The sequence below is a fragment of the Corynebacterium silvaticum genome (genome assembly GCF_004382825.2).
GTDB classification, from domain to species: domain Bacteria; phylum Actinomycetota; class Actinomycetes; order Mycobacteriales; family Mycobacteriaceae; genus Corynebacterium; species Corynebacterium silvaticum.
Genome location: NZ_SDQO02000001.1, coordinates 241,483 through 256,894, shown reverse-complemented (window position 1 = coordinate 256,894; position 15,412 = coordinate 241,483). Strand labels below are relative to the sequence as shown.

Sequence of the window (15,412 nt, the reverse complement as noted above, 5' to 3'; positions counted from 1 at the left end):
ATACCGCGATTTTTATGCATCACACGCCCCATGCTCAACTCTCAATAACTGGTTTATCCCCCAGCACACAGCCCCATTTGTTCAACATAAAGTTAAGGTTGAACCATGCGCCACACGGCATCGTTAGCCTGTGCCCAGGACTCTTTAGCCCACGGACCAAAGGGACGATCCGTTAATGCGATCATCGCCACACCGGATCCAGGAACCAGCCACAGATACGTCCCCGACTGACCAAAGTGCCCCACCGTAGTCGCCGGCATCTGACCCCCCGTCCAATGCGGGTCCTTCGTTCCTTTAATCTCAAACCCCAGCCCCCACGGACACGGTTTATACATGCCATACCCCGGAACAATGCCATTGAGCTCCGGGAATTGAACACTAAAGGCCTCGGAAAGGGTCTCGGGGGCCAGCAATCGGGGATTAAGAAGCTCACGGGCAAAAGAGACGAGGTCTGATACCGACGACCTCCCCTCGTGCCCGGCAGACCCCCACAGCTGCGTTGAGTGCATACCTAAGGGCTGAAAAACGACTTCGTCGAGGTAGCCCGCGAACGACATTCCGGCTTCCTCTTCCACAGCCTGAGCCAAAAGCTCAAAACCATAAGACGAATAGATACGACGGCTCCCCACCGGCTTCACCGGATCACCAGCCTTAAAACCCACACCGGACGCATGCGCCAGCATATGGCGCACCGTCGCCCCCTCGGGTCCCAGCTCTTGATCCAGGTCAAAGACCCCCCCTTCCACAGCGATAAGGAACCCATAGGCAGCCAGCAGCTTTGTCACGCTGGCCAGCTCAAACATGCGATCGCAGTCCCCTGCTGTAACCAGGCGATCCCCCGAAATCGCCGCACTCGCAACGTTATCCATCGGCCATGTGGCTACCAGCTGTTCTAGTTCCATACGCCCTATCCTAAGTCGAAGTCGCCCTCGATTTTTTGCTTTGAGCCTCGGCCGCGAATAAACCCACGGCGCTCGCTACGCCGCACCAGAGCAGCCACCTGGGCAGCAGTCATATTAACCGGTGCCCACTCAGAATTTCGGAACAAAACCCATCCGCGCCAATACGCCACGATTGCCAGACCGGCGCCCAAGATCGGAGAAACCACCATCCCCAACGCATAAAAACCAAAGTTGCTAAAGGTCACCATGCTTATCGACGCCACCAAAGCCGGCACCGCATACAGCGGGCCACCACCGAAAATCCCCGGCACCTGCCCCGTACAGATGTCCCTAATCATTCCGCCACCCACAGCCGTCAGAACACCCATGAAAACCGCACTGCTAAGCGGCATATCAAAATTAAGAGCCTTGACCGCACCAGTAACCGACCACACCCCTAGGACGATTGCATCACCATTAGCCTTGAAAATTTCCCAAGCCTGCCCCTTGAAATTAATCACTAAAGCCAGCAGCGCCCCTGCGATGGCCAATAGCAGATAACGCGAGTCCGCGATGGCTGCGGCTGTTCCCCGCTGCATGAGGACGTCGCGAAGCATGCCGCCGCCGAGGGCAGAAAATAGCGCTAGAAAGACAAAACCAACAGCATCATAGTCGCGCTGGCGAGCAATCGTGCCGCCGATAATCCCGTTGAGCACGACACCGATCAGGTCAAACGTGGCGTACATCGTCAAGATGTGGGGGTCAACCGTATTCACTCGGACAATCATAACGAGCGCAAGCATCAGTAAGAAAAGCGAAGCAGGCAGGCAAACACTAATGAAAACTGCTTTAGCGCCAGCTCACCTCATCTGCGCTTTGGACACATGGGCCTTAAACATGGGCATAACAAAAACAGGTCAGACATTGAATAAATCAATATCTGACCTGCAATTTTGTGGGGCCACGGGGGCTCGAACCCCGGACCAACGGATTATGAGTCCGTAGCTCTAACCGACTGAGCTATAGCCCCAACCGGCCGCGTCTTTCTTGGCCGCGACCATTATAAGCGGATGATGCATAGAAAAGTCGAATCGGCCCCCGCCCCAATCAGCACCCACAAAACTCTGGCACACCATCGACGTCTATTTAAGACTTTTAGCACCTCCCCTAACGGGCATCTACCTGGGGATTTGTCCCAATCTTTAAACCCCTATATAGTCTTTTCATGTCGCAAGGGAGACCTTGAGGATAGATAATCCTCCATAGCTCAATTGGCAGAGCATTCGACTGTTAATCGAAGGGTTACTGGTTCGAGTCCAGTTGGAGGAGCAAGATAAGCCGGATGGAGTAGCTAAGAAGCTACTCCATCCGGCTTTTTGCCGTCAGTCTCACCTCATTGTCGTTTTTGAGAACGCTAGGCCCGGCATGCCCAGCAAAACCCCAGGTCGTCATTTCTAGCGTTCTCAAAAACGACATCTTCCCATCCCCAGCGTTCCCCACGGAGATAGTTGGCGTTTACTCTCAGAGTTCTTAGGTAGGGTGGACACCAAGCATTACAGGTGATCAGTGTTCGCACTAAGACGAAGTGAGTAGGAAGAAAATCAATGATCCAATTTGTGGTTGGCGCTGCTGCCGGATACGTCTTTGGCACAAAAGCCGGTCGTAGGCGTTATGAGCAAATCAAAAAGGGTTACCAAGCGGCAGTTTCCTCGCCCGTGACCCAAAAAGCCGTGGAGGTAACCCGCAAGGCCATCGCAAATAAGCTAGACCCGCAACCTCGTATGAAGGAAGTAAAGAACTTAAAGCAAGCAGACGGATCAACCGTCCTGGAGCCGGATCGCGACTAACCACCTCACTCATAGAAGTTTAGCCTATCCTTGATATAGACTGCGGTACTTGAAGCCCGCTCATAATCGAAACCGAAAGGTTAAAAGCCCTATGACTCGCAACTTCCGACGTTCCCTCACCGCAGCAGCCGGCGTCTTGGTGCTTGGCACTGCTCTTGCCGCCTGCTCGCCACCAAACGAGAACGATTCAGCGAAGAAAGTCGACACGGCAACGTCAGCGGCTGCCCCGAAGTCGCACGCTCACGATCCCTCCACGGAAAGCGCTGCAGCATCTACGTCTGCTCAAGCTACCGGCTCCGACAAGGAAGCCACTATCGTGGCTTCTGCTACCCAGAGCCTCGTCGAGGGACAAGAGATCACCCTCAATGTCAGTGGACTTAATCCGCAATCCGGCTATTATGCCGCCATCTGCAGCACAGCCACCCCTCACGGCGCCCCTGCCCCACTGTGCACCGGACAGCACTCCGATACAACCGCACAGGCATGGATTAAATCCGGCGGAATGGGCACGACCCCGCTGAATGCAGACGGAACAGCCACCGTGACTCTCCACGCAGCTTCTACTGGCCAAGGCGTAGATTGCAAGACAGATAAATGCGTGTTGAAGGTCTTTGGCGACCACACTGAGGGATTCCGCGACGTGGCCGAGGTTCCCGTCACGTTTGCTTCCTAAATCCTCCTGGTAAAAACCACGACAGAGGCGTCGTTAAGCGCTTACGTCGTGGTTTTTCTTTTATTGGAAGACCCGTCTGAGCAACTCGCGACGCGACTGTTCTAAAGCCACCAGTTCAGCGAACATCGAGTTATACGCCACCTCATCGTCGCTGGGGCGCATCCGCTGGAGCTTCCCTTTCAGCAAGGCGATCTGGTTTCCTACGCGTTGCTCTTGCAGCCTGGAAAGAGTCTTGTCTATGTGCGTGAGTAAACCGTTTTCCACTTCTTCTTCGGTTTCTATGTGAACCGGTTCCACGGCCAGCTCCGACACCAGCGATTTCCCTACGAGGTCATGAACGCGATCGGATACCGCAGCAAGCCACGCTGGCCCCTCATCTGTGTGCGCACATCCACCGGCTTGAGCAATAGCGGAATTGAGCGCCGCATACGCCTCATTGCTAAACGCATCATCTGGGAGGTCGTCAAAGTGCTGACCGGCCACCTGCGGATACTGAAGTGCCAGTTTCAAGGCTTCTCGCTGTGGCCATAGCCGCGGGTCTTTACGGTCTGGCAGCACCATGAGTGTGGTGGCTACACCCGCAGCCAGATCGTTGTTCGCATCAAATCGGGTGGCACGCTTTGGCTTCGGGGCATTCCTTGGGCGACGTTCTGCAACACGCACCTGCTGGATAACCTCGTTGGGGTCGGGCCAACCTACCCAACCAGAGAGCAAGCGAGCATATTCGGTTTTGAGCGCCTGGTCTTTAATGTCCGCGACAATAGGCACTGCGCGCCTTAAGGCTTGGAGCCGCCCTTCAACGGAGTCGAGGGAGTATCCGGCGATGAGCGTCCGAATAATGAACTCGAACATGGGGACTCGCTGCGCAACCAGGTCACGGACGGCAGCATCACCTTTGCTCAGGCGCAGATCGCACGGGTCCATGCCATCAGGGGCCACCGCCACATAGGACTGACCCGTGAACTTCTGATCGCCCTCAAACGCCCTCATAGCGGCCTTCTGCCCGGCTTCATCGCCGTCAAAGGTGTAGATGAGGGAGCCAGCAAAGTAGGAGTCGTCAAGCATGTAGCGCCGCAAGATTTGGAGATGTTCCTCGCCAAAGGCTGTACCACATGCGGCGACAGCCGTAGTGATGCCAGCCGCGTGCATGGCCATAACATCGGTATAGCCTTCCACCACCACGGCTTGGTGATTCTGCGCGATGTCTTTCTTAGCGTTATCCAAGCCGAAAAGAACCTTGGATTTTTTATACAGCAAGGTTTCGGGGGTGTTCATGTATTTGCCCAGCTTGTCGTCGTCGAAAAGCTTGCGCGCCCCGAACCCAATGACGTCGCCAGAAACACTCTTGATCGGCCATAGCAAACGACGATGGAACCTATCGATTGGCCCACGCCGCCCCATTGTGGATAACCCCGCGGCTTCAAGCTCCTTAAAATCAAAGCCCTTGCGCAGCAAATGTTTTGTAAGGATGTCCCAGCCATCGGGCGCATATCCGCATTCAAACGCATAAATATGCTGCTGCGAAAACCCTCGGTCCAGCAGGAACTGACGCGCAGTAGCGGCTTCAGGGGTCTCTAATTGCTCCCGATAAAAGGCATGAGCCGCCTTATTCGACTCAATGAGACGACGGCGTGTTCCTGGCTCCTCCCGGCGCGCACCGGTGGTTCCGCCTTGATAGTTGATCTGATAGTGGATCTTCTCTGCACAGGCTTCTACGGCCTCGGGGAAAGTGAGGTGCTCCATCTCCATGAGAAAGCTAAAAACATCGCCTCCCTTGCCGGTGGAAAAGCAGTGGAAGTACCCATGGTTGGGGCGGACGTGGAACGACGGAGTTTTCTCCTCCTTAAAGGGGGACAGACCTTTCAAGGAATCCGCTCCGGCTGGCTTGAGCTGTACGTATTCCCCCACGATCCCCTCGATGGGTGTGCGCTCCCTGATCGCCTGAATATCACTGTCCGGTATCCGTCCCTTTGCCATAGGCACTACATTAGCGGTCTATCCAAACGGGAAACCATCTGAGCAGCACAATGCCCAGCTCGAAAAAGAATTTCGTAGCTGGGCAGAGCTGAGCACAGGTGCTATAAGGCTGACGACGCGCAGACGACGTGCAGCCGGAATATCCCACGCAGAGTATTCCGGTGGGTTATCCCTCCGGCTTATTCCACGGTCACTGACTTGGCCAGGTTTCGCGGCTGATCCACGTCAAATCCCTTTGCTGCGGCAACTGCACAAGCAAAAATCTGCAGCGGCACCGTGGCTAGCAGCGGCTGCATCAACGTCGGCGACTGAGGGACGCGGATAATGTGGTTGGCGTAGGCCTCCACGGCGTTATCACCTTCCTCGGCGATAACAATTGTGATTGCGCCGCGTGCGCGAATCTCCTGGATATTAGACACGATCTTCGCGTGCAGGGAGTCGCGTCCCCGTGGGGAAGGAACAACCACAAAAACGGGCTGACCTTCCTCGATAAGCGCGATAGGCCCATGTTTGAGCTCGCCGGCAGCGAATCCCTCTGCATGAAGGTATGCGAGTTCCTTCAGCTTGAGCGCGCCTTCCAAAGCTACGGGGAAGCCCACATGACGGCCAAGGAAGAGCACCGACTTCACGTCTTTCAGGTCTTGTGCCAAGGCTTTAACGTCGTCTTCCTTCTTCAGCACCTCCTCGACCTTCTCTGGGATTGCACGCAGCTCAGCCACCACTGCGTTAACTTCATCCGCAAACATGTTGCCCCGCAGCTGCGCTAGGTACAGCCCTAGGAGGTAGGTAGCGGTGATCTGAGCGAGGAAGGCCTTTGTGGAAGCCACTGCTATTTCGGGGCCCGCGTGGGTGTACAGCGAGGCATCCGATTCCCGAGGGATGGATGAGCCGTGGGTGTTACAGATGGCGATAACCTTGGCTCCTTGTTCCCGCGCGTGACGTACGGCCATGAGCGTATCCATTGTCTCGCCAGACTGGGATAGGGCCACAACCAGTGTCTTTTCGTTGACAATCGGGTCCCGGTAGCGGAATTCATGAGCCAATTCCACCTCGGTAGGAATGCGGCACCAATGCTCGATTGCGTAGCGTGCCACGTGTCCCGCGTATGCGGCGGAGCCACAAGCGATAACGATAATCTTGTCTACGCTGCGCAACAGCGACTCCTCGATGCGCACTTCGTCGAGGGTGAGCTTGCCGTTTTCGTCGAAACGCCCCATGAGGGTATTGCGGATAGCTGCCGGCTGCTCGTGAATCTCTTTCTCCATGAAGAACTGGTAGCCGCCTTTTTCCGCTGCGGCCGCGTCCCACTCCACGGTAAACGGCTTGCCCTCTGCTGGGGTGCCGTTGAAGTCAGTGATCGCGTAGGAGTTCGGCGTGATGGTTACGATCTGATCGTTGTCCATCTCCACGGCGTTCTTGGTGTAGTCGATGAAACCGGAGACATCCGACCCCAAGAAATTCTCGCCTTCGCCCAGTCCGATGACCAGTGGCGAGTTACGACGCGCAGCCACAATGCGATCAGGGCTATCAGCGTGGATAGCCAAAAGCGTGAACGCGCCTTCCAAGCGTGTGCAGGTCAGCTGCATCGCCCGGGTTAGGTCGCCCTGTGCTTCTCCTGCCAGGATGCTTCCTAGCAGAGCCGCGGCTACCTCGGTGTCCGTATCGGAAACAAAGTTGTGGCCTTGCGCTACGAGCTCCCTTTTCAACTCAGCGAAATTCTCGATGATGCCATTGTGAACCACTGCCAACCGACCGTTGTCCACCACGTGCGGGTGCGCGTTCGCGTCTGTTGGACCGCCGTGGGTCGCCCAACGAGTGTGTCCAATACCGAGCACAGAATCAGGCATTGGGCTCTTGTCCAGTTCCTGTTCCAGGGCCGTGACCTTGCCCGCTTTCTTGCGGAAATTGATCTCCCCGTTTGCAAGGACCGCTACTCCCGCAGAATCGTACCCACGATATTCGAGCCGCCGCATCCCTTCAAGAACCACTTCAAGAGCATAATATTCACGCCCAGACGCACTGGGAGTGCCAACAAATCCTACGATTCCACACATGCGCCTCATGCTACCGCATCGTCGCTGGTAGCGACGTTTGCACTGTTCACAACAATTTTTCCCAGCTCTCTACGCTGATAACGCAAAAGCGCATAAAAGCTTGCCGACGCCTCCCGCAATCCCACCCAGCAACATGACAGAATAAGTCCATGCCTGCTTCTTCACCGTCCCCTAAAAAAGCTCTCCCCACCGCGATCGCAGGGGTGCTCATCGCGATTGTTGCGGGGGCGCTGGGATTAAATTTGTCCTCGCACGATTCCTCCGTGGGGAAAACTGACAGTAGTCACGCTCCAGCCTCCACGTCTGCTGTGGCGGCTTCTCAGACTCAAAAGCACACAGCTGCCCCTGCTAAAACCGCCTCTGCTCAAAGCACTGCCGCGCCGACCTCCGGTCTGCGCTCTTGTACTGTGGACTCACTGCCCAAGGAAGCCGAGAAGACCATCAACACGATTCTTGCGGGTGGGCCTTTCCCCCACCCAGATAACGACGGCGTGAGGTTTGGCAATTATGAGGGCATCCTCCCCCACCAATCCCGTAATTATTACCGCGAATACACAGTGGACACACCTGGGTTACGTCACCGTGGCGAGCGCCGCGTTATCACCGGCGGTGGTTCCCAACGCGACCCAGACACGTGGTACTACACCGACGATCACTACGAAAGCTTCTGTGAGATCCCTGATGCCGAATAACCACAACACCATTCGTGTTCATAACGTTCACTGCCGGAAGGCACTCTACGAGCAGGCTGCATCACAGCTGTACACGCCTGATCGTAAGCCGCCTCGCACTATCGACGCGTTTGTGGATATGCTGCGCGAATTCCACGTCACCCGAATCCACTGCGCTGGATGGCACATACCGGCCCATGAGGCGGCCTCGCTCCTCGCAGCTTTGACTTCTGAGCGCGTTACCTTGGCCATCACCCTGGAGGACTAGCCAAAAAATCCTGCAAGATCAGCAGATTGTTTAGCCACCCGCTCCAATCTGGACTCGGTCATCGAAGCAATCTGATCAATAATCACACGCTGTTGCTCGGCTGGGGTATTGGCTTCCTCCCACCAGGTCCGGAACATAGGGTCCAAGGCTCCGCACCCACCAGCGGTTAAATACTCAAACACCCGATAGATGCGCTCGCGTTGCCGGTCTTGCCGACTCACATGCGTGGGGGTATCCATCACGTATAAAACAGCGATTGTTTTAAGCAGGGTCACCTCCGCCATGACATCGGCGGGTATCACGATTCTCCCGGTGCCGCGTCCTAAGGGCTGTTGCTCGGTATTGCCGCTACGGGATGCTTCAATGACTGCTCCGATATAGCGTCCCACCAGCTCCGAGGTCATGGACTTGAGCGTGGTAAAGCTCTTGAGCGTGCCGGTGAAATCCGCAGCGGCAGCGACGACGGGGAGATCGCGCAGGCGGTCGGCGGCGTCGATAAGCGCAGCGGGGTCACCGCCAAATGCGCGCGCGCCTTTTTCCGCAAGCTCAGCCAGTTCCACAAAGTCCCACAGCACGCTGAGGTTGACGCGCCCGGAGACGATCCCGTCTTCCACGTCATGCACCGAATAAGCTATGTCATCGGAAAAATCCATGGCTTGTGCCTCCGCGGGAGGGGCCTGGTCGCTGTGTCCCTGCCTGATCCAATGAAGGATCTCACGGTCTTCGTCGTAGCATCCGTATTTCCGATTAACGCTGCCGTCAGGGTTGGTTTTTGTGCGCGGATATTTGCATGCTGCATCCAAAGACGCACGAGTGAGGTTTAAGCCGAAAGACTCTCCGTGGGGAGACAAAATTTTGGGTTCAAGCTTGGTCAGAATTCTCAGCGTCTGGGCGTTTCCCTCAAACCCACCGCACTCCGTGGCTATCTCATTAAGCGCTGTCTCTCCGTTATGCCCATAGGGCGGGTGCCCGATGTCATGGGTAAGCCCCGCCATCTCGCAGAGATCGGGGTTAAGCCCCAGACCAGCCCCTATCCCCCGCGCGATCTGAGCGACCTCCAAAGAGTGGGTCAGGCGAGTGCGCGGAGTATCCCCATCACGCGGCCCCACCACCTGGGTTTTATCCGCCAGGCGACGCAGCGCAGCCGAATGCAGCACCCGTGCGCGGTCTCGGGCAAACGGCCCGCGCTCATCGTCGTGGTGCAGCATCTGGCTTTTCTTGCCAGGCTCTACGCACCGACGAGCAACGTCCTCCAGCGAATACTCATACATCTTTATGTCTTTTCCTCAGGGCTTAAAGCGGATAGTTGCTTTATCGCTTCCGCGTTTCTTTTAAAAATCGAATCCTGGCGCGTCTCGACGGCCGTGCTTTGGCCTGGAGGTCTCGCAATCTAGTCTCCACTTCAACTGCTGCAGAACGACCACACACCGCAGACACTGTTACCACAAACAGCCCTCCGGTTTCATGAAGAACGGTAAGCCACCACGGTTTAGAAGGAAAGCGGGTGGGACTGTAGGGAGTCGGCGATGCGACCGCCTTCATCCCCTGCAACCGAGCAATAAGTTCAGATCGCAACGCATGGTTGGGGTCTGTCACGATGATCACGGGTTCTTTGACAGCTCCCTGAACGGCTTTGAGGGAACTCCAGGTGTCATTACCGTGGGAAATTTCGACCACAAGGTCTGAATCGACGTGGGCCTTTAACAGATACTCTCGCCCGACGTGAGCTTCTGTAAAACGGTCGCCGGGTAGATTCCCACCCACCGTAATCACCTTTTGTACTCGCGCTGTCTGCCATTGCTCTGCTGCCCACTGCAAGCGAGCCGCAAATTGCCGTGATGGCACACCATCATATTGTGCTGTCCCGAGAACCACGATTGAGCCAAAGCGCCCCCGCTTATTCTTTGGGCGAATCTGACCACGGATCACCATCACAACCGACGGCAACGCCGCTACGCCAAGAAGAAATCCCGCCGAACACAACGCATTTTTCCGCGAATGAGGAAACCGAAGATGCTGTGTCTTGCTGTCACCATTGATGCGGTGCAGGAAACGCTTTCCCGGAAGTCTGGTTTTCATAGGACCTAGTCTGCCAAAAACCTTGGGATGACCAACAGATCCACGCCAAAAAATAAAAATATGTGCCTACCACTAGGCCTTTCCATGTCTCTCCTCGTATCCCCACCTCGTGGGTTTCCGCACTCGCAGACCACGCTGCTCAGAACACGCTGTGAGCTAAGACGACTAAACTAGCTCCCATGCACACGCGCGTGAAAACCACATGGGTTCCATCAGTCCGACGTTCCGCTGCTACCGTCTGCGGCAGCGCTCTACTTTTAACGCCACTACTGGGAATAGCACCGCTAGCGTTCATTCCGCCGCTAGCAACCGCGGAACACGTCCACGTGCAGGCTGAAGCGCCGCAAAAATATACCAAACCGGTCACAGATGCCACGGGAACGCTGACAAAGGCGCAGATCGAAGAAATTTCTACCGCTATCTCCGAATTCCAAAAAGCCCATCGCAGGCAGATTAGGGTCGTCTTTGTCCATACCTTTGATGGCTTAACACCTGAAGCCTGGACTAAAAAAGCAGTGGAGTCCAACGGCGGAGCAAACGTCGCTGTCTATGCGTTGGCCCTCGATAGCCACGAGTTTGGCATCGATGCTGGAGCGCAGTGGCCAGACTCGCTCGACAATATGTATAACGCTGTCTACGACAAGCTTCAGCAACAAGATTGGGCGGGCTCCGCGCTGGCGCTTGTAGCCAACGCAGACAATACATCCAGCGCAAGTCCTGCCGGTGGATCCTCTGCATCTACACAGGCCGATGGGCAATCAGCGGCGTGGCTGGGCGCCGGAGCAGTGGGCATTGCCGGCGTGGGAGGCGGACTCTGGGTGTGGTCACGGCGTAAACGCAAGGCTGACGACCAAGCGGTGCTCGAACAAGGACGCGCCATCGAACCAGGGGATGCCACTAGCCTGGCTCAGCTTCCCACCCCGGCTCTTGAGACGCTTGCGCAAGAAGAGCTGGTAAGCACCGATGAGTCGATCCAAAGGGGCAAAGAGGAACTCAGCATTGCGGTGGCTGAATTCAGCGCAGAGCGCACGAGAAGCTTTAACCGCGCCATGAATGAGTCCACCACCACGCTGCAACGTGCTTTCCAGCTCAAGCACCAGCTAGACACTACGTCTTCCATGGATCAGCTCGAACGGCGCTCCCTTTTGATCGAGATCATCTCTAGCTGCGGCACCGCCGATGCCGCTCTTGATGCCGAGGCAGCTAACTTTGCAGAGCTGCGCAACCTCTTGGTCAACGCTCCCCAACAGATCCTTAAGCTCACGCAATCAACCGTTGATGTGAGTGCCCGCATCCCCGTCGCAGAGCAGACCCTGAGCGAGCTAAAAGCGAAGTATTCCCCCACGATGATCGCTTCGATCGAGCACAACGCCGAGATGGCTAAAGTCAGCGTCGCCGAGGCAGAACGATGCCTGGATACCGCAGGTGAGATACAAAACCGCCCCGCCGGCGAACAAAGCGGCATGGCGGATGCAATCCGAGGCGCCGAAAATGCCCTCACTAATGCTGAGAAGTTGATCGTCGCAATCGAACACGCAGAGTCCACCATCATGACCGCCCAAACTGGGATCCCCGCGCTGATCGCAGAAATCGACGCTGAGATCGCTGAAGCCACCCAGCTGCGCGAACAAGGAATGCAGCAGGGCACCCAATTAGACTGGGATTCTTTGGACAACGCCGTGACACATGCGCGTGAAGCAGTGCGTCAAGCGCAATCTCAAGGCACCGTTGATCTCCTTGGTACGTGGTCCGCGCTCACCGATGCAGACACCCATCTTGATGACCAGCTTGATATTGTCCGCAAGACCACGACAGATCATGCACGGCAACTACAGCTGTTTAATCAGCAGTTCAGTGCGGCTTCTGCAAGTGTTCAGGCCGCGCAAGACTTCATTAGCACCCGCGGCCGAGTAATCGGCGCAGAAGCCCGCACAAAGCTTGCCGACGCCCAACGGCTCATCGCGCTCGCGCAGCAAGCACAGGGACAGGATCTTCGCACAGCCACGACCCATGCCCGACAGGCTGGCGCCTCTGCGAGGGCCTCTCTAGACAAAGCTCAACGCGACGTAGACCGCTACCAGCAGCGCAACAACAACAGCTCGGGAGGCACCGGCGCTCTCGTCGCAGGAATGGTGCTTAATGAGATTCTTTCCAACGGACGCCGAGGCGGCTTCGGCGGCGGTTTCGGAGGTTTTAGTGGCGGAGGTGGTGGTTTCTCCGGCGGAGGCTTCCGTGGAGGTTCCTTCTAAGCAGGCTACGTCTAAGGCCCACTCGTGATTTTTATCACGGGTGGGCCTTAGCTTCGCACCTCGTGTGGGGCGTCGATAAGCCTGCACGCGTAACTTAAAAAGGCAAGGCTTTCAGTAGGGATGGGCTGTTCCAAGACAATCTGGCCTGTCCCGGTACGCGAAAAAGCGAGTGTCCCGATCACCTCGCCCGCGCGGACTATCTGCCGATGAGTCCGCAGCACTGACGATCGCTCAAGGTGATATAACGATTCGCCGCAGCGTGCTTTTAGCCGATGCACGTTCAGTCCTGAGGTTGTAAGCATGTGCCTTTGGCCAGATGACGACTCCCCGCGCACCACTATCCCCGTGGGGAATGTTCGCTCTATGCTCACCCGAATCTGGGAATGCGCAAGTACCCACGCGATCTTTGCATATATGCGCAAGCGCCTCCCCGGTGTCGTCGAAAAGAACGTCGTTCTTCCATAACGCTGTGTACATGGGGAGGCGCTTTTAGCTGATTAGAGAAGCGCGAGTATGACCACTGGAATCAGCAGGATCAGGAAAGCAATAAGCATCAAGGTAAAGCTGCTTAACTTTGACTCCAGAACCGTCCGAGTGACGAGGGAGAGAAAGGCTTTCTGATCGTTGCTCAGGGCGTTGTCTGGCTCGAACTCGGTGTAGCTCTTCCGGACACCGTTATTGCCCCCAGAGAACTGCCCTAGCTTGGTCTCCTCTGGATCTGCGTCTACATAAACCCAGTCGTTTTTATCCTCATTGATCGCACGCATTTTACGACCAGCAACATCAATATCGATGGCCTTGGCGCGGCCGAAGCCTTTCGGTGAGGCATCCGCCACAAAGGCGCTCCCGTCAGGCAACTGAGCTGTGATCTGCTGCTTGGATCGACTCACGACCCAGTCCACACCGCGGACGTTCACATGCTCAGAATCACAGTGGTCTGCGGGGAAGGTGGCTAGAGTGTTATTGGCGTCGTCGAGAAGCTCTACGGTGCCTTTAGCCCGGTTTCCCCAAGCTGTGTAATCCATTGAACTCAATCCTTTAAGCGGTAGTGAACTGGGAATCTAAGAGATGAGGCTAGCAGCCCAGCAGACGAGCTGCGAGGTAGGACTCAAGCTGATCGAGTGCTACCCGCTCTTGAGACATCGTGTCACGCTCACGGACGGTCACCGCATTGTCCTCAAGAGTGTCAAAATCGACGGTAACGCAGAACGGGGTACCGATCTCGTCCTGACGGCGGTAGCGGCGTCCGATCGCCCCGGACGTGTCATAATCAACATTCCAGAACTTACGCAGCTTGGCGGCAACTTCTTCTGCCACAGGCGTTAGCGTGTCTTTCTTGGACAGCGGAAGAACCGCTACCTTCACCGGAGACAGACGAGGATCCAGCTTGAGCACTACGCGCTTATCGACGCCACCCTTAGCGTTGGGAGCCTCATCCTCGCAATACGCATCCACCAAGAAAGCCATCAAAGCACGGGTTAGGCCAAAGGACGGCTCGATAACCCATGGAACATAGCGCTCGCCGGTAGCTTGGTCGAAGTAGCTTAGGTCCTCGCCAGACTCCTTGATGTGGCAGCCGAGATCGTAATCTGTGCGGTTTGCCACACCCATGAGCTCGCCCCAAGGGTTGCCCTGGAAGCCAAACTTATACTCCATGTCGATGGTGCCCTTGGAGTAGTGCGCACGCTCTTCTTCCGGCACGTCAAACTGGCACATATTCTCCGGGTTAATGCCCAGGTCCACAAACCAATTCCAACAAGCGTCAACCCACTCACGGAACTTCTCGTCTGCTTGATCCTCTGGGACGAAATACTCGATCTCCATCTGCTCAAACTCACGAGTACGGAAGATGAAGTTGCCCGGGGTGATCTCGTTACGGAAGGACTTGCCCACCTGCGCGATGCCGAATGGCGGCTTCATGCGCGCGGTAGTCATCACATTCTTGAAGTTAACAAAGATGCCCTGTGCGGTCTCAGGGCGCAGGTAGTGCAACCCCTGCTCGTTGTCCACAGGCCCCAGGAAGGTCTTCATCAAACCAGAGAACATTTGCGGCTCAGTCCAGTTGCCTGGCTGTCCGGTCTCAGGATCCGGTACGTCTGCCAGACCATTCTCCGGCGCATGTCCATGCTTTGCCTCATAGGCCTCAAGCAAGTGGTCTGCGCGGTAGCGCTTGTGAGTGTGCAGAGACTCCACTAGAGGGTCAGTAAAGGTTGCAACGTGTCCAGATGCATTCCATACCTGACGCGGAAGAATGATGGATGAGTCTAGGCCGACCACATCCGCACGCCCCTGAACAAAGGTGCGCCACCATTGCTTCTTAATGTTCTCCTTGAGCTCTGTGCCCAACGGACCGTAGTCCCATGCAGATCGCGTTCCACCGTAAATCTCACCACAGGGGTAGACGAGTCCACGTCGCTTACACAGATTGACGACGGTGTCGATGACATTGTTCTGAGCCACGAGGTTGAACAACTCCTTTAAATAGATCCTAAGCACAATGGCTTTGTACCCAGTACGGCTAGCCGGCATGGCTTATCGACGCTTAAAAGTATCGATACTCCACTAGTAAACCCCGAAAAAAACTCTCTATGCAACACCGTAGCCTCCCCCGCTCCCGCAATACGGTTTGCAGAGAAACGGCGGGCTGCAAATCTGCGTCTCTTTTTTAAGTTTCCGCCAGTCCAGCCTATTTAATTCATATTGTTTCCTTCTA

General features: G+C 56.0%; 15 protein-coding genes and 2 tRNA genes. 7 read left to right on the top strand and 10 right to left on the bottom strand.

Going from position 1 to position 15,412, the window contains the following annotated elements:
- Nucleotides 1-92: 92 nt before the first annotated feature.
- The 3 genes from ET810_RS01260 to ET810_RS01250 all read right to left on the bottom strand — a co-directional run bounded on the left by ET810_RS01260 (nucleotide 93) and on the right by ET810_RS01250 (nucleotide 1,911).
- A complete protein-coding gene (locus ET810_RS01260) occupies nucleotides 93-902 on the bottom strand; it encodes a serine hydrolase domain-containing protein (protein WP_134315971.1) in 810 nt (269 codons plus the stop codon).
- 5 nt (nucleotides 903-907) lie between these two features.
- On the bottom strand, nucleotides 908-1,669 hold the full coding sequence (locus ET810_RS01255; RefSeq protein ID WP_087454920.1) for a trimeric intracellular cation channel family protein: 762 nt from the start codon (nucleotides 1,667-1,669) through the stop codon (nucleotides 908-910).
- 168 nt (nucleotides 1,670-1,837) lie between these two features.
- Nucleotides 1,838-1,911, bottom strand: a tRNA-Ile gene (locus ET810_RS01250).
- A 226-nt stretch (nucleotides 1,912-2,137) separates the two neighbouring features.
- On the opposite strand from ET810_RS01250, the gene ET810_RS01245 reads away from it, so the two are divergent.
- The 3 genes from ET810_RS01245 (at nucleotide 2,138) to ET810_RS01235 (ending at nucleotide 3,401) form a co-directional block, all read left to right on the top strand.
- A tRNA-Asn gene (locus ET810_RS01245) sits at nucleotides 2,138-2,210 on the top strand.
- A 275-nt stretch (nucleotides 2,211-2,485) separates the two neighbouring features.
- On the top strand, nucleotides 2,486-2,728 hold the full coding sequence (locus tag ET810_RS01240) for a hypothetical protein (RefSeq protein ID WP_013911960.1): 243 nt from the start codon (nucleotides 2,486-2,488) through the stop codon (nucleotides 2,726-2,728).
- A 91-nt stretch (nucleotides 2,729-2,819) separates the two neighbouring features.
- Nucleotides 2,820-3,401, top strand: a complete 582-nt coding sequence (locus ET810_RS01235; protein WP_134315972.1) for a thiamine biosynthesis protein — start codon at nucleotides 2,820-2,822, stop codon at nucleotides 3,399-3,401.
- A 60-nt stretch (nucleotides 3,402-3,461) separates the two neighbouring features.
- Here the strand turns inward: ET810_RS01235 and dnaG are convergent, their stop codons facing one another.
- Together dnaG and glmS are read right to left on the bottom strand one after the other, a co-directional pair.
- The gene (gene dnaG / locus ET810_RS01230) at nucleotides 3,462-5,378 is read right to left on the bottom strand and encodes a DNA primase (protein WP_134315973.1); all 1,917 of its coding nucleotides are present in this window, start codon (nucleotides 5,376-5,378) and stop codon (nucleotides 3,462-3,464) included.
- Nucleotides 5,379-5,557: 179 nt separating this feature from the next.
- Nucleotides 5,558-7,432: a glutamine--fructose-6-phosphate transaminase (isomerizing) gene (gene glmS, locus ET810_RS01225; protein ID WP_134315974.1), complete on the bottom strand. Its 1,875-nt coding sequence runs from the start codon at nucleotides 7,430-7,432 to the stop codon at nucleotides 5,558-5,560.
- Nucleotides 7,433-7,581: 149 nt separating this feature from the next.
- Here glmS and ET810_RS01220 point away from each other — a divergent pair, with 149 nt between their 5' ends.
- Together ET810_RS01220 and ET810_RS01215 are read left to right on the top strand one after the other, a co-directional pair.
- Nucleotides 7,582-8,124 carry a guanyl-specific ribonuclease gene (locus ET810_RS01220; protein ID WP_087454338.1) on the top strand — a complete coding sequence of 181 codons (543 nt, stop codon included), beginning with the start codon at nucleotides 7,582-7,584 and terminating at the stop codon, nucleotides 8,122-8,124.
- On the top strand, nucleotides 8,114-8,371 hold the full coding sequence (locus ET810_RS01215) for a hypothetical protein (protein WP_087454339.1): 258 nt from the start codon (nucleotides 8,114-8,116) through the stop codon (nucleotides 8,369-8,371). The genes ET810_RS01220 and ET810_RS01215 overlap by 11 nt, the downstream gene beginning before the upstream one ends.
- Here ET810_RS01215 and ET810_RS01210 read toward each other — a convergent pair.
- Both ET810_RS01210 and ET810_RS01205 read right to left on the bottom strand, forming a co-directional pair.
- Complete coding sequence (locus ET810_RS01210) at nucleotides 8,368-9,642, bottom strand: deoxyguanosinetriphosphate triphosphohydrolase (protein ID WP_087454340.1); 1,275 nt, start codon at nucleotides 9,640-9,642, stop codon at nucleotides 8,368-8,370. The two genes, ET810_RS01215 and ET810_RS01210, sit on opposite strands and share 4 nt — an antisense overlap.
- 40 nt (nucleotides 9,643-9,682) lie before the next feature.
- Nucleotides 9,683-10,450 carry a YdcF family protein gene (locus tag ET810_RS01205; protein WP_087454341.1) on the bottom strand — a complete coding sequence of 256 codons (768 nt, stop codon included), beginning with the start codon at nucleotides 10,448-10,450 and terminating at the stop codon, nucleotides 9,683-9,685.
- A 179-nt stretch (nucleotides 10,451-10,629) separates the two neighbouring features.
- Here ET810_RS01205 and ET810_RS01200 point away from each other — a divergent pair, with 179 nt between their 5' ends.
- The gene (locus ET810_RS01200) at nucleotides 10,630-12,699 is read left to right on the top strand and encodes a TPM domain-containing protein (RefSeq protein ID WP_134315975.1); all 2,070 of its coding nucleotides are present in this window, start codon (nucleotides 10,630-10,632) and stop codon (nucleotides 12,697-12,699) included.
- A gap of 47 nt (nucleotides 12,700-12,746) precedes the next feature.
- On the opposite strand, the gene ET810_RS12245 is transcribed toward ET810_RS01200, so the two are convergent.
- Nucleotides 12,747-13,001 carry a hypothetical protein gene (locus ET810_RS12245; RefSeq protein ID WP_225870051.1) on the bottom strand — a complete coding sequence of 85 codons (255 nt, stop codon included), beginning with the start codon at nucleotides 12,999-13,001 and terminating at the stop codon, nucleotides 12,747-12,749.
- Between ET810_RS12245 and ET810_RS12240 the strand changes: the two genes are divergently transcribed.
- Nucleotides 13,000-13,164, top strand: coding sequence for a hypothetical protein (locus tag ET810_RS12240; RefSeq protein WP_225870050.1), 165 nt, complete (start codon nucleotides 13,000-13,002; stop codon nucleotides 13,162-13,164). The genes ET810_RS12245 and ET810_RS12240 overlap by 2 nt on opposite strands.
- Before the next feature lie 32 nt (nucleotides 13,165-13,196).
- On the opposite strand, the gene ET810_RS01190 is transcribed toward ET810_RS12240, so the two are convergent.
- Both ET810_RS01190 and ET810_RS01185 read right to left on the bottom strand, forming a co-directional pair.
- A complete protein-coding gene (locus ET810_RS01190) occupies nucleotides 13,197-13,724 on the bottom strand; it encodes a hypothetical protein (RefSeq protein WP_087454343.1) in 528 nt (175 codons plus the stop codon).
- A gap of 49 nt (nucleotides 13,725-13,773) precedes the next feature.
- Complete coding sequence (locus tag ET810_RS01185; RefSeq protein WP_087454344.1) at nucleotides 13,774-15,159, bottom strand: glycine--tRNA ligase; 1,386 nt, start codon at nucleotides 15,157-15,159, stop codon at nucleotides 13,774-13,776.
- Nucleotides 15,160-15,412: the final 253 nt, after the last annotated feature.